A 13,921-nucleotide genomic window follows, 5' to 3' on the forward strand; every position below is an offset into this window, starting at 1 on the left:
AGGGCTGCCATGTTCCTGATCGACCGACTGCGGCACTGGGCCACGCTTCCTGCTGGGCGGCGCGCGATGGCCATGCTTGGCACGCTGCTGGTGATCGTGCTGGCCTGCAATCCGGATCTGTTGCCGTTGTTGCCGATGGTGGATGCGCTGGGGCTGGACGTGCTGATGGTGTTGCTGGGTGCACAGAGCGCGGCGATGCTACCGTGGTTGCGGGAGTACGCAGAGCGAGCATTGCACCGTGTGCGGAGGTTGCTGCTGGCCATGCTGGCAGGCGCGATGGGCGGGTACCTGCGGCAGCTCGCGTGGTGGTTGGCGCGGGAAACGGTGATCGTGGGGCGCCGATGAGGTCATGGCTTCATCGGGGAAGCTGTTGACCGCCGATTGCTTCAAATGCAGAAACAAAAAGCCCCGACCAAGGCCGGGGCTTTTCATTACAACTGGTGCCGGAAACAGGAGTCGAACCTGCGACCTACGCATTACGAATGCGCCGCTCTACCAACTGAGCTATTCCGGCTTAGCAGGTAATTCTAGAGGGTGCCGGTCAGCAGGTCAATTGAAGCCGCCCCCCCCAGGGTCTACCCCTGCCCCACCCTGCCACGGCGGATCGACTGAACGGTCAAAAAAACCAAGAACAGGCAGAAAAACACGAATCCAGTCAGGGCAATGTCGTGCATGCCACCCAGCTGCCCGCTCATGGTCCGGCTCCACAGGTAGCGGGCCGCCAGAATGATGATCAGCAACACCACCACGAGGTTGACCCACTTCATGGTGGCTCGGAACGTCGTTTTACTCATAGGTACAGGAATCGCCGGCGGCCCCCTTGGCTGCCTTGATGGTACGCATCACATCCCAACCTGTCGCGTTGCGTCACAGCACGGCCGCTCGACGCCATCGCATTCGATCCGGAAGCCATTGAAGCCATCATTGAAGCTGGCATCGCCGTCCGCCACCAGCACCAGCGTGCCCAGCCCCCCTCCGGCAGCGCTTCGCGTTCGTGCGGATCCGGGGATGCAGCACGCGACGAAGCAGGCGTCGCAGTCACGACGTCGCCGGATCAGCCAGTCCCCACCGCATTGGCGCACACCCGCCCGGCCGCGAAATCCTGCAGATTCCCCAGCGTGATTGCCGAGATCTCCTGCAGCGCCTCCACGGTGAAGAAGCCCTGGTGGCCGGTCACCAGCACGTTGGGGAAGGTCATCAGCCGCTGGAAGGCCTCGTCGTCGATGATCTCGCCGGACAGGTCCTGGAAGAACAGCGCGCTTTCCTGCTCGTAGACGTCAATGGCCAGATGCCCCAGCCGGCGCGACTTCAGCGCGCGGATCACCGCATGGGTATCGACCAATGCGCCGCGCGAGGTATTGACCAGCATCGCGCCCGGCTTCATCCGCGCCAGCGACGCATCATTGATCAGGTGGTGGGTCTCAGGCGTCAGCGGGCAATGCAGCGACACGATGTCGGCACGCGCCAGCAGTTCATCCAGCCCGACCATTTCGCCGATACCGCCGAAAGCGGGTGACGGATAAGGATCGTGCCCCAGCACGATGCAGCCCATGCCCCTGAAGATGCGCGCAGTGGCCAGGCCGATCTTGCCGGTGCCGACGATGCCGACCGTGCGGCCATGCAGGGTGCGCCCAAGCAGGCCATCGAGCATGAAGTTGCCTTCGCGCACGCGGTTGTAGGCGCGATGGGTCTGCCGGTTGAGCGTCATCACCAGCGCCAACGCATGCTCGGCCACCGCTTCGGGGGAATAGGCCGGCACACGCGCGACGAACAGGTCCAGCGCTTTCGCCTCCTCCAGATCCACATTGTTGAAGCCAGCGCAGCGCAGCAGCACGGCCCGCACGCCCATCGCATGCAGGGCGTGCAGTACCGGCGCATCCAGGCGATCGTTGACGAACACGCATACGGCTGCGCAATCCTGTGCCAGCGCCGCCGTATGCACGTCCAGCGCCACATCGAAGTACACGAACGCAAAGCCCTTTCCAGCGGCATCGCGCTGGTTCGCCTCATCAAGGAAACGACGGTCGTAGGGACGGGCACTGAAGACGGCGATCTGCATGGTTGGGCCTGGGTGGAATGCCCTGCCGACCATACCGCAGCAGCGACCGCGTTGGGATGGCACCGGCGATGCCGTCATCGCCGGTGCCGGGTGCCACTTAGAACTTGTAGCCCAGGCCCAGCATCACGCCGTTCTGGATCTGCCCGTCGCGGCGCTCGCCCACGTAGTCGGCCATGATCGACAGACGCTCGCTGGCACGGCTGGTCACGCCCAGGTTCCAGGCCAGCACCTGCTCGCCCACCGCCTGGCTGCTGGCGCCGAACACCAGATCCGGTGCCGCGGCGAAGCCGGTGCTGTAGCGGGCCTGCGAATCGCCCAGCTCCTTCTGCCAGACCACCCGGGCACGCGGGGTGATGCGCTCGCCGTTGTTGCCCTCGAAGGTCTTGAACAGCTGCAGACCGGCACCCACGCGGACGCTCTCCAGGCTGCCGCTGCGGCCAACCAGCGCACCGGCGCCCTGCCCTTCGTTGAAGCGAGTGGCCGAAGTACGCGCGTAGTCCACCACCGGCAGCAACGGCTGGATCACCAGGCCCTTGCCAGTCGTGAAGGAGAACGCATGCTCCACTCGTGCGGAGATTGCATCGTTGCTGTACTTGGCGCGCAAGGGCTGCTGCAGGCCATCGATACCTTCGATGCTGCGACGGGTGTCATGCCGCAGGTCGGTGTAGCGCACTGCTGCTGACAGGTAGCCCCGCGAGTACGTCGCATCCAGGTAGCCGCCCACGTCCAGCGCGCGCACATCACCGGTGAACCCGGAGCCATCACTGGCCTTGGTCGACATGTCGGCCGCGGCCACGCTGACGCCCAGGGTCACGCGGTCATCGGCCACGCGGGTGTCGGCACCGACCACGATGCCACCAATGTTGTGGCTCAGGCCGGCCACGCCACCGTCGGCATCGATGCGGCCATGACTGGCGAAACCACGTGCCCAGATGCCATGGCTGCGTCCAGCATCACCGCTGCCCGCAACGCTGCCCGACGCCGGCTCGACCAGGTGCATCGCCAGCTGGTTGAACAGGCTGCCATGGCGCATGCCGGGCTGCGACGAGACCGACTGCGCCACCTGCGAGGCCAGGCCATCGGCATCACCGCCGCTGCGCATGGCCGACTGGTGCTGCTGCACGACGTTGCCGATGCTGCCTACCAGTGCGGTGTCGGCCAGGCGCAGGCTGGCGTGCGCATCACCGCGCAGGGCACCGGCCTGTTGTGCAATCACATCGCGGTCGGCGAACTGCAGTGCGCCCAGCAGCGACTTCAGGCCGCTGTCCTGGCGGTCCGATGCAGCGGCCAGCGCGCGGCCCAAGCCATCGCCGGACGTGCCATTGGCGAACAGGCCCAGCTGGTCAAAGCCGGGGTTAGCGGTCAGCCACAGGCCGTCGGTGGTCTGGTTGACGTTGAAGCTGAGCAGCGAATTGTGGCGCGGGCGGAACACTTCACCGGCAGTGATGCTGGCACTGTAGCCGGCGTCCCCCAGCCGCACGACATCCTGGAAGCCCCCCAGGTAGATCGGCCCTTCCACCAGATCGCGGCGGTAGGCACCGGCATAGAAGCCCTGGGCGACGTTCAACGCCAGGTGTGCGCCCTGCGCGATCACCAGCGCGCCCTCCTCGGTGCCGCCATCGTAGAAGCTGCCGACGCGCAGGCGGCCATTGCCGGTACCACCGGTTTCGGTAACATCGAACAGCACCTGCCCGCCGGGCATGATGTTGACGTAGCCGTGGGTCACCAGATCCCCACCGCGCGGCATCAGCGTGCCGAACACGCGCAGGCGGTTGAAGCCATCTTCGCGGTAGGACGGGCCGGTGCCACCCAGCAGCGCATCGCTGTCGGTGCCGACCGATGCGATATCGCCATGGCCAACCACGATGCTGCCCGGCATCACCCGCAGCTCTGGGGTACGCAGCGCGCCGCCCTCCAGTGCGATGGTGCCGTTGTCGACCAGCATGAAATCGGCGCCGGTGGTTTCAGCGGTGCGCCAGGTGGCGCCATTGCTGACACGGATTACGCCGGCGGAGTTGGCCAGGGTCGAGGCATCCAGATCGGCCAGCCGCAGCTGGCCGCGCAGTTCATCCTGGAGGTCGGGGTCGGCGAGCAGCTGCTGCAACGACTGCGCGCCGATACCGTCCGGCCCACGCGTGGAGAAGTTGTACAGGCTCACCGCATAGTTGATGTAGGTGCTGGCCCAATCGGTGCTCCAGCGCGCGAAATCGTCGTCGACGAAGGCCTGCAGCTGGCGCGCGGTGCGCAGGTAGCCCGGGTTGATGTCGCCGCTGACGTTGCTGGTGACACGAAGGGTGTCGCCCGGATCGCGATAGCCCGCCGTGTTGATGATGCTGTTGCTGCGGATGTCCTGGCCCGGGAATGACTCCAGCTTGCTCCCACTGCCATCCGGATCGAAGGTGATCGACGTACCCGTGGTACGCGCCGGGTCGCGGAATACCAGCAGGCCATTGGGCTGCACCACTTCATACATGGCCTTGTGCAACAGGCCCGCATCCATGCCGCCGCCGTAGTTGTCGGTATAGATCTGGGTCATGCGCGGCGACGGCGTGTAGATCACCTTGCCGCCGCTGCTGGCGGCATGGATCTGCACCGAGTCGACCAGCGGCAGATCGCCGCCGAGGTAACGGTTGACGCCACCGGACTGCATGATCGAGCAGGACGAAATGCAGTGGCCGGACACGATGGTGTCCAGGCCCTGGGTACGGATCACCGCCTGCAGCCACTCGCCGGCGATCAGCGCGCCACCGTTGGACGTGCGCAGCACGACTTCGCGGATCGGACGGCCTTCAGCCTGCGCCTTGGCCAGCAGTGCGGGCAGCGCCACCACATCGGCGAAGGTGACGCCGCCGCTGAGGAAGACGCGATCGTCCTGCACGTGATAACTCATTGCCATGACGTCATCAGCTGCCGCGATGGCGCCAACGCCCATCAGCCCGGCCAGGGCCAGGCTCAACTTCGAATACTTCATGCGTTCTCTCTCTCCACCCGCAACACGCGGGTAGAACGATCAACGCCGCAGAGGGGTGATCTCCCCCAGTGGAACGGATCCTGAAAAATGAATACATTCACAATGAGAATCCGATCGATGCACACTCTTCCCCATCCGGTCATCGTCGCGTAAAACTCGATGACGCATTCGCCACCGACAGTCGAGGCCAGCCCTGTCCACCCCGTCTCCCCTGATCCATCGCGCGCCGGAGCCGCCCGCACCTGCGGATGCCTTCATCGCGTTCGTACGCGAAGAGCGCGCACCGTTGTGCGCGTTCCTGCGCACGCGGGGGGTCGGGCCTGAGGATGCGGAGGATATCGCGCAGGACTGCATGGAGCGGCTGATCCGCTATCGCGCACAGGGCCCGGACGAACTGCGCCTGCTGCTGTATCGTATCGCCCGCAACCGCCTGGCAGACCGCGGACGCTCGCCGCAGTCGCGGCCGCATCTGCCGCTGGCCGAGCACGATGGCAGCGACGAACCGTCCAGTTCCTCGCCCGATCCATTGCGCCAGGCCGAGTCAGGGCAGATGCTGTCCCTGCTGCGGCAGGCCCTGTTCAAGCTGCCCGAACGCGCACGCGAGGTCTATCTGCTCAACCGCATCACCGGCATGAGCTACACGCAGATCGCGCGGCATTGTGGAATTACTGCCAAGACCGTGGAAAAACATATCGCCCGGGCCCTGCAGGGCCTGCGTCAGGAGTTGGGATCGGATCCGCTGCACAACGACAGGGACGGCCAATGAGTGGCACCCCGCACAGGGATGATGCACAGCTGTTTGAACGCGCCAGCGCCTGGGTAGCCCGCCTGGAAGCCCCGGACTGCACATCGGCCGAACGCGAAACGTTCGAGGACTGGCTGGCCGAAGATCCGGCCCACGTCAAAGCCTGGGTGCAGGCCGAAACCCTGTTCCAGCAGGGTGCGGAGCTTGCGGCTGACCCTTGGCTGCGCACCGCCGCGGCACGGGCGGCGCGTCCGCCGCGCCGGCGCTGGCTGCCGGGCGTGGCCGCTGCCGCCGGTGTCTGCATGGCGATCGGCATCGGCTGGATGGTTGCCGTCGACGGCAACCCGACGCCGCAGGTCTACGCCAATGATTCGCACCAGCCACTCCAGCAGACGCTGGCTGATGGCAGCGTCGCCATGCTGGATGCCGGCACCACCCTCCGCGCCCGCTTCGGCTGGCGCCATCGTGATCTGGTGCTGGAGCGGGGTCGGCTGCAACTGCAGGTCGCACCGTCGAACAAGGCGCTGCAGCTGCACGCCGGCGACAGTACGATCCGCGACATCGGTACGACCTTCCAGGTGGAACGCCTGCGCGACGGTCTGGTCGAGGTCGCGCTGCTGGAAGGTGCCGTGGAAGTCAGCAACGGCGCAGCGCAGCACACGCTGGCGCCCGGCCAACAGCTGCAGGTATTGCCCTCCGGCCGTATCCAGCCGGGCCCTGCCCTCTCATCCAACGCAGCCGCTGAAGGCTGGCTGCGCGGGCAACTGGTATTCGATGCCACGCCACTGTCGATCGTGGTCGAGCGCATGAACCGTTATGGCCGCACGCCGCTGGTGATCGTCGATCCGGAGATCACCGACCTGGCGGTAAGCGGCACCTTCCGCGCCGGTGATGCACAGGAGCTGCTGTCGGCGCTGGAACTGGGTTGGTCCGTGGCTGGCCAGACGCGTCCGGATGGCGCGCTGGAACTGCGCCGCACCTACTGAGGAGACCGGCAGTGAAGGCAGGTCCGGGTGCGCTGCAGTGGGGGCTGCTCCGCGCCCTGCTATGCCTTGCACTGGGTGTTGCCGCACTACCGATGGCTGATGCCGGCGAGCCCGCCGGCACGCTGGAGATCGACGTGGGCGTCGGCCCACTGGTGCCGGCACTGCAGCAATGGGCCCGGCAGAGTGGCACCGCCCTGCTGTTCGACGCACGTGAACTGGACGATCTGCGCACCGACGGCACGCGTGGCCAACGCGATACCGGGACCTCCCTGAAGCAGCTGGTCGCCGGCCTGCCGGTGAACATCCTGCGTACGTCCTCGGGTGCCTTTGTCGTGCGGCGTATCCATCCCGAGCCCCCTGCCAAGACGCCGAAGGCGGACGCAGCCCCGCGCCTGCCGCGCCCGGCTCCCAAGACCACCGACACGCCACACCAGGTGGAACTGGCACCCATCCACGTCACCGGCAGCCGGCTGCCGCGCTCTTCGGTGCAGACCACACTGCCGGTCACCACCATCGATCGCGACGACATCCTGCGCAGTGGCTACGGCAATCTGTTCGACCTGCTGCGGCACCTGCCCGGCATGAACGGCCATCCCGCCATGAGTACCTCGCGCGGCGGCGATTCGCAGTACCTGCCGGTGGGTGCAGCGGCCACCACCAGCCTCGACGGCATGGGCCCGCGGGCGACGCTGTTCCTGGTCAACGGCCGGCGCCTGCCGCGCTATCCAATGGTGTCGCTGGAACAGGGTGGTCTCACCGACCTCGGCGGCATTCCGCTGAGCTTCGTCGACCGCATCGAACTGGTACGCGGCGGTGCCTCGGCCATCTATGGGGCCGATGCCATGTCCGGCGTGGTCAACATCATCCTGCGCGACCAGGCCGATGGCCCTGAAGCCATGCTGCAGACCGGGCTCAGCAGCCGCGGCGATGCAGGCCAGTACCGCCTGCAGGCCGCCACGGGCGGCGCGCGTGGCAACGGGGACCGCTGGTTTGCCGGCCTCGATCTGCACCGTGTCGAGCATGTCGCCGGTGACCAGCGTGACTGGCATGCGGAAACCTCGCTGTATCCAATCGGCGCGATCTTCGGCAACTGGTACGTGCCCGCCCGGCGCTGCGAGCCGCCCCTGAAGCGGCGCGAGGATGGCTGCTGGTTTGACAGCGCGCGGCCGCGTTCGCTGCAGCCCGCCTCGGATACCGCGTCGGCCTACCTGCACTACCGGCATGAACGTGGTGAGGGACGCTATGCCTATGTCGAGGCACGGGCCAGTCACAACCGCCAGCGCTTCGACCTGGGCCCGACCGCCGTTGCGGTGGTCTCGCGCGGAATCACCTTCAACAGCGTGCTGCGCGAGGCCGGCAACGTGCGCCCCAGCGTCCGCGCCACCGATGCGGACATCACCCTCGGCATCGGCCGTGACCAGGGCCGGCGCAGCTGGGAGGCGGGCATCAGCGCGCAGCGCAGCGACGTCACCTTGTCCACTGCAGGCACCGTGCGCACGACGCGCCTGCTTGAAGCAACGCAGGCGCGCAGGTTCACTCCCGGTTTCGACGCGCCTCCGGCGGCCGAGGCGGACACGCTGTTTCCGTCCATCCGCAACCGTGGCAGCACCGCACAATGGCAGGGCTGGTGGGGCGTGCAGCGCGAGCTGATGGCAATGCCCGGCGGCAATGCGCAGCTGGCCACCGGCATCGACCTGCGCCATGAACGTTGGGTCTCGCGTCCGGACGCGCTGCTGAGCCAGGGCGACCTTGCGCTGGGCCTGCCGCAGCAGCGACGCCGCCTCTCGCGACAAAGCAGTGGCGTCTACGCCGAGCTGGGCTTGCCGCTGGCACCCACGCTGCGCGCGGACCTGGCTGCACGCTGGGACCGCGATGGCGGCTTCATGGCGTTCTCGCCACGTGCCGGGCTGCGCTGGAGCCCGACGCCGCACTGGTCGTTCCTGTTGGCCAGCGGGCGCGGCTACCGTGCACCGAGCCTGTTCGAGCAACGGCGGCCTCCCGGCTACTTCGGCTCGATCACGCTTCCGGTTTCCAGTGTCCTTCCGGAATGTGCAATCGCTACGCGCGGTGGCGGCTGCAGCGTCACGGCCAATGTGGTTGAAAACGATGCACTGAGGGCCGAGCGATCGCGCAGCCATTCGCTGGCAGCCACGTGGACACCCAACGACGCGTTCTCGCTGTCGCTGACCCACAACATCGTGGAACTGCGCAACGAGATCCTCGCCCTGCAGCCGAGCGATGCGGTGTGGAATCGCAGCACCTGGGAACTGGATGAAGACGGCCACCTGAGCAGCCTGCGCCTGTCGTTCGACAACATCGGCCGCACCACCTCCCGCAACTGGGTGCTGCGTGGCGAGTACCGCATCGACAGCGGCAGCAACGGCCAATGGTTGTTGTCGCTCGATGCGCTGAAGCAGCAGGAACTGCGTCGCCGCCGTGACCATGAGGTTGCCGTGGACCTGCGTGGCCATGTGACACCCGAGCTGGCTGCGGTGTTGAACGTGCAATGGCAGAACAGCAACTGGGACATCGCGCTGCGCGGCAACCAGATCGGGCGCACGCGTGCCTGGCTGCCGGGGGCGGAATGCCCGCAGAAGCAGGTCGACCGGAACCACTGCATGAACCCACGGCAGCTGCGCTGGAACCTGCACCTCGCACGTCGGCTGGGGCCGCGCATCGTTGCCGCGCTGGACGTGCACAACGTGCTCGACACGCAACCGGTGAACTATCTGGTCGGCAATGGCGGGCAGATGCCGGGGTTGGACGATCCGCTCGGCCGCTACTACCTGCTTACCCTGCAGTTCCGCTGAAGCGTAGTAATCTACGCGCCCTGTTCCACCGCGGTCCCCTTCCCCCATGAAAGCCTATCTCTGGTTCTGGGGCGCGTTCCTGCTGTTCTTCGCGTTGCCTTTTCCCTGCATTCTCTATTTCGGCACCTCGTGGCCGGTGGCCCTGGTCGACCGCAGTGCACCGTGGCTGGCACTGGTGCTGCTCGTACTGTCGATGGCCCTGTGGCTGACGCTGCTGTTCGCCTTCCTGCACTACCTGTTGCTGGGGCCGCCGCGCGCACTGCACCGGGTGCAGTCGATCCTGGCCGACGGTGAACCGCGCAGTGCGCTGATCGAACAGGCCGAACAGACCGGCGTGCAGGTGGGTGGCTTCGCGCAGTGGAAACTGCAGTTGTCCTTCAAGAACCTGTCCGGCACGCCGATCCGCGAACAGATGCTGGTGGTCGACAGCAAACCCCAGCTGCATCGCTTCGAGGTGGGCAGGCACATCGATGCGCGCCTGGGCCGGACGCCCGGGGCATTCCCCAACATCGTGCTGGACGGTGCCCAGCCCGAACTGAATGTCGCCAGCCTGTGGCGGCGGGGCATCGGTGCAGCACTCGGCATCGCCACCGTTGCCGCTGCCTATGTGTGGGCCTACCGGCTGCAGAGCGAGGGGCTGGGCTGGACCTTCCTGTCGTTCGGTCACCCGCTGCTGGTGTGCCCGCTGGTGCTGTGTGGCTATGCGCTGGGCCTGCGCCTGCTCGGCCGCCTGCTGCACGCCGATGCCCGCGGCGACGCGCTGAAGTATCGCGGCATCGGCGTGGAGGCCAGGGTGTTGAAGGTGCGTCAGACCGGCACCTACCTCAACGAACAACCGCAGGTGGAGTTCCAGCTGGAATACATCGACCGCGAAGGCAACGTGCAGCAGGCCCGCGTGCGCCGCTTCGTCCCGCTGATTGAACTGGCCAACATCCCGCGCGAGCACGTGACGCTGCTGTACGACCCGGACGACCGCAGCAACGTGCGCCTGGAGGGAGTATGAAACAGCCGCCCTCGACCCGCACCGTGTTCCTGGTACTGCTGCTGGTTCTGGCGGGCGTGGCCGTTGCCGGCGGCGCAGTGCAGACCATCAGCGAAACGCTGGGGCATTCGGTACCGCCGGACCGGTTGCCACCCTCGGTCTCGTCACAGTCGACGCGCGAGCAACCCGCATCGCTTGTGCCGTCCCCGGCGCCCTTCCCCGCGGCGAATACCGCTGCGGCGCCCGAGCGCAACAACCGCCTGTTCGATGCGGACTACCTGCTGGCTGCCCGTCAGGCACTGGAGCAGCTGCCAGCACTGGCCGGCCAGCGGCTGACGGTCTTCCACAGCATCCACTTCTACGACGATGGCCGCATCAACCTCGATCTGGTCGATCCGCAACAGCCAACCCACGTCGACAGCTACCACTTCGAGCGTGGCCAATGGCGCAAGGGCAATCCAGTGAACCCACAACAGTTCGCCCCTACCATCAGCCTGCAGCGCAGCAGCACGCCTCTGGCCAACATCGATTTCGATGCCGTGCCACGCGTGGCCAAAGCACTGCAGGAACAGCGCAATGCGCTGCAGAACCCCGCATCCGAAGTCGGCCACGTGTACGTGATCGTGCGCAAAGGCGGCAAGCTGATGTGGCTGCCGGACGAAGTGGCCGGTGATCGCGAATCCGTGCGGCTGCAGTTCGATGCACAGGGCACCCTGCGCGGCGTGAACCGCCGATAGGCCACACAAAAAGGGGACGGAGGGGATTAAGTCGTATGTGCCTTGGTGCGGTTTGCGACTTAATCCCCTCCGTCCCCTTTTTCTATTTCACCGAGCGGGCGATGGCGTACTGCGCGCCGTAGTAGGTGGACAGCACCAGCAGACTGGCCATCGGCAGGCCACCGGCAAAGCGGTCCCAGGCCAGCAGCGAATCGCTGGCGACGAACAGCAATGCACCTGCCGCGGCCCAGCGGGCGCTTCGGGCTTCCACGGCATCGGGCTGCGGGCTGCGCCACTGCCGTGCCAGGGCCAGCACCGCCATCGATGCCAGCACCACCACGTATGCCAGCACCGGCACACGCATCGGCACCGGCAGGTGCGGCCACAGGCCAAGTACATTGAGTACCGCGAACGCGCCGAGCAGGACGCTGGCGGCGAGCAGGCCTCGCCCACCACGCAGGCCATCGCGGAAGGCGATGATGTAGCAGAGGTGCGCCAGCAGGAACGCGACCAGCCCCGGTACGAACGCATCCATCGGCAACATCAGCGCGATATCCCCCACGCACGACAGCAGCATGCCGGCCAGCACCGCGCGTCGGTAGAACGGCTGCGCGGGATCGTGCACGCGCCAGGCAATGGCGGCGATCAGCAGCGTGGTGGCCGGCTTGGCCAGCCAGTGCAGCCAACGCCCATCGCCGTGCAGGAATGCGCCCACGATGGCGAGGATCGCCATCAACAGGATCACGCCATCGCGGGCGCGCGGCTTCATCGTGCCTTCCACAGGTCCGCAAGGCGGTCAGGTTTGCCGGTGATGCGCTCCAGCATCGGGTACTGCAGGCCACCGTGGTAGGCGATGTTCATCGTTTCGATGCGGTCGAACTGCTTCACCAGCAACACGATCGGTGCCTTGTCCTTCCCCGCTGCAGCTACCGCATCCTTCAAGCGCTGGCTGCTGTACTCGCGCCCACCAACCGCGATCACCTTCATGCCGGGTGCAAGACCGGCGTTGAAGGCAGCGCTGTCCCAGATCACGTCACCGACCGTACCGTTGTCGAGCACGGTCGCACCCAGCGAATAGGCCAGCAACGTCGCCTTGGCACGTTTCTCCTGTGCCTTGTAGGCGTCGTTCGGCGTATCGCGGTAGACCAGCTTCCAGCCCGCCAGCTCCAGGCCGCCGGTCAACGAACCGTGGCCGTCCAGGCGCCCGCGCAGGAACGTGGCCCAGTCGTACGGCGCGATGTCGTTCAAGGTCGCGACCACGTCATCAAAGGTGTAGGGGTTGACGTCCCAGTCGCCATTGCCGACGCCGAAGAACGCACGCGCAAAGTCGTCCAGGCTGCGCCGATTACCACTCAGTTCGCGCAGCTTGCCCTCCACTTCCAGCCACAGCATCTGGCCGCCGGAGTAGTAGTCCTCGCTCATCTGGTAGTTGCGGTAAGGCAACGTGCGGCGCTGGGCGATGGTCGGATCGTTGGTGGTGTCCTGGAGCGGCCGCCAGGCCAGGCCCGGTCGGCCACGGTCGTAGGTCGCGGCCACATTGGCCAGCATGTCGCGCGCCTGCGCGCTCGACCACAGCCCCGAGCGCGCGGCCAGCACCTGGCCCCAGAACTGGGTCTGGCCCTCGTACACCCACAGCAGGCTGTCGCCCATCGGCACGTTGAAATTGGCAGTGGCCAGATCGGCGCCACGACGGTACTTGCCGTTCCAGGAATGGGTGTATTCGTGCGGCAGCAGATCGCGCATCCACGCGTTGCTGTCCCACTCGGTGAAGTAGCCTGGATCGGCACTGTTCTCGCTGGAGCGGTGGTGCTCCAGGCCGATGCCGCCGAGGCGGTCGGTCAACGCCAGCAGGAATTCATAGTGGTTGTAGTGACGCGCGCCATAGAGCTTGTCGGCCTGCTGCACCAGCGCGCGGTGCATGGTGATCTGCGCCTCGCTCGGCTTCAACGATTTGGCGTCGTCGGCAAACACATTGAGGTGCACCGGCACCTTCGCGCCCGGGTCGAGATCGATGCGCTGGTAATGCTCGCCGGCGAACAACGGCGAATCGACCAGATGGTCATACGAGATCGGCTTGAACACCACGGTGTCACCGTCGCGTCGCACGGTTTCAAGCGCAGTGGCGAACGACCAGCCCTTGGGCAGGGTCACGCTGGCCTGCGCCTGCAGCTGCCGCGCATCGACACCGGCCGGATACAGCGAATTGGCGTTCCACTGCAGGTTGAGCATTTCCGGGGTCATCACCACCCGCCCCTGGCTGCCGCCCTGCGAGGACAGGAAATCGAAGTGGGCGACGATCTCGCTCACGCCCTCAGGCACGTTCACCTTGAACGCATAGACGTTGAACTGGTCACGCTGCCAGGCCAGCGGCTTGCCGTTGGCGGTCACCCGCAGGCCGGCCAGTTTGTCGATCGGGCCGGTGGGCGAATGATTGCCGGGAATCCACTGCGGGTACAGCAGGGTCATCGGGCCGGGCTTGGCCGGCACCGTAGCGGTCACCTTGAAGATGCGACGGGCCAGATCGCGCGCGTCGACATCGATGCGCAGCACCGCTGCTCGGCGGTGGCGAGGTCTGCGCAAGTGCAGGCGTGGCCGCCAGCGCGAACAGCAACGACATCGCCAAGGCTCGGGTCTTCATCGGGCAACTTCCAA

The 13,921-nt window shown here is 66.4% G+C and carries 10 protein-coding genes, 1 tRNA gene and 1 pseudogene; 6 read left to right on the forward strand and 6 right to left on the reverse strand.

Translation table 11 applies throughout. The features are described 5' to 3' along the window. Positions 1-9 precede the first annotated feature (9 nt). On the forward strand, positions 10-345 hold the full coding sequence (locus tag AC13GF_RS01395) for a hypothetical protein (protein ID WP_483002886.1): 336 nt from the start codon (positions 10-12) through the stop codon (positions 343-345). Positions 346-438: 93 nt separating this feature from the next. Here AC13GF_RS01395 and AC13GF_RS01400 read toward each other — a convergent pair. The 4 genes from AC13GF_RS01400 to AC13GF_RS01415 all read right to left on the reverse strand — a co-directional run bounded on the left by AC13GF_RS01400 (position 439) and on the right by AC13GF_RS01415 (position 5,030). Then, positions 439-514 (reverse strand) — tRNA-Thr (locus AC13GF_RS01400). 61 nt (positions 515-575) lie between these two features. Further along, positions 576-767 carry a hypothetical protein gene (locus AC13GF_RS01405; protein ID WP_483002887.1) on the reverse strand — a complete coding sequence of 64 codons (192 nt, stop codon included), beginning with the start codon at positions 765-767 and terminating at the stop codon, positions 576-578. A 287-nt stretch (positions 768-1,054) separates the two neighbouring features. After that, positions 1,055-2,059 carry a 2-hydroxyacid dehydrogenase gene (locus tag AC13GF_RS01410; protein WP_483002889.1) on the reverse strand — a complete coding sequence of 335 codons (1,005 nt, stop codon included), beginning with the start codon at positions 2,057-2,059 and terminating at the stop codon, positions 1,055-1,057. Positions 2,060-2,156: 97 nt separating this feature from the next. After that, positions 2,157-5,030 carry an autotransporter domain-containing protein gene (locus tag AC13GF_RS01415; protein WP_483002891.1) on the reverse strand — a complete coding sequence of 958 codons (2,874 nt, stop codon included), beginning with the start codon at positions 5,028-5,030 and terminating at the stop codon, positions 2,157-2,159. Between the two features lie 256 nt (positions 5,031-5,286). On the opposite strand from AC13GF_RS01415, the gene AC13GF_RS01420 reads away from it, so the two are divergent. The 5 genes from AC13GF_RS01420 to AC13GF_RS01440 are packed head-to-tail and all read left to right on the forward strand — an operon-like array spanning position 5,287 to position 11,290. Then, positions 5,287-5,796, forward strand: a complete 510-nt coding sequence (locus tag AC13GF_RS01420) for an RNA polymerase sigma factor (protein WP_029379863.1) — start codon at positions 5,287-5,289, stop codon at positions 5,794-5,796. Then, on the forward strand, positions 5,793-6,761 hold the full coding sequence (locus AC13GF_RS01425; protein ID WP_483002892.1) for a FecR family protein: 969 nt from the start codon (positions 5,793-5,795) through the stop codon (positions 6,759-6,761). The genes AC13GF_RS01420 and AC13GF_RS01425 overlap by 4 nt, the downstream gene beginning before the upstream one ends. An 11-nt stretch (positions 6,762-6,772) precedes the next feature. Beyond that, on the forward strand, positions 6,773-9,571 hold the full coding sequence (locus AC13GF_RS01430) for a TonB-dependent receptor plug domain-containing protein (RefSeq protein WP_483002894.1): 2,799 nt from the start codon (positions 6,773-6,775) through the stop codon (positions 9,569-9,571). 46 nt (positions 9,572-9,617) lie between these two features. Then, positions 9,618-10,574 carry a hypothetical protein gene (locus tag AC13GF_RS01435; RefSeq protein ID WP_483002895.1) on the forward strand — a complete coding sequence of 319 codons (957 nt, stop codon included), beginning with the start codon at positions 9,618-9,620 and terminating at the stop codon, positions 10,572-10,574. Then, positions 10,571-11,290 carry a hypothetical protein gene (locus tag AC13GF_RS01440; RefSeq protein WP_483002897.1) on the forward strand — a complete coding sequence of 240 codons (720 nt, stop codon included), beginning with the start codon at positions 10,571-10,573 and terminating at the stop codon, positions 11,288-11,290. Before AC13GF_RS01435 ends, AC13GF_RS01440 begins: the two co-directional genes overlap by 4 nt. 82 nt (positions 11,291-11,372) lie before the next feature. Here the strand turns inward: AC13GF_RS01440 and AC13GF_RS01445 are convergent, their stop codons facing one another. Both AC13GF_RS01445 and AC13GF_RS01450 read right to left on the reverse strand, forming a co-directional pair. Beyond that, positions 11,373-12,038, reverse strand: coding sequence for a lysoplasmalogenase (locus tag AC13GF_RS01445; protein WP_483002898.1), 666 nt, complete (start codon positions 12,036-12,038; stop codon positions 11,373-11,375). Beyond that, positions 12,035-13,907 (reverse strand): annotated as a pseudogene (locus AC13GF_RS01450) (M61 family metallopeptidase). The gene AC13GF_RS01445 and the pseudogene AC13GF_RS01450 overlap by 4 nt, the downstream one beginning before the upstream one ends. Positions 13,908-13,921: the final 14 nt, after the last annotated feature.

The sequence above is a fragment of the Stenotrophomonas sp. 22LJNL06-5-1 genome, from assembly GCF_056861455.1.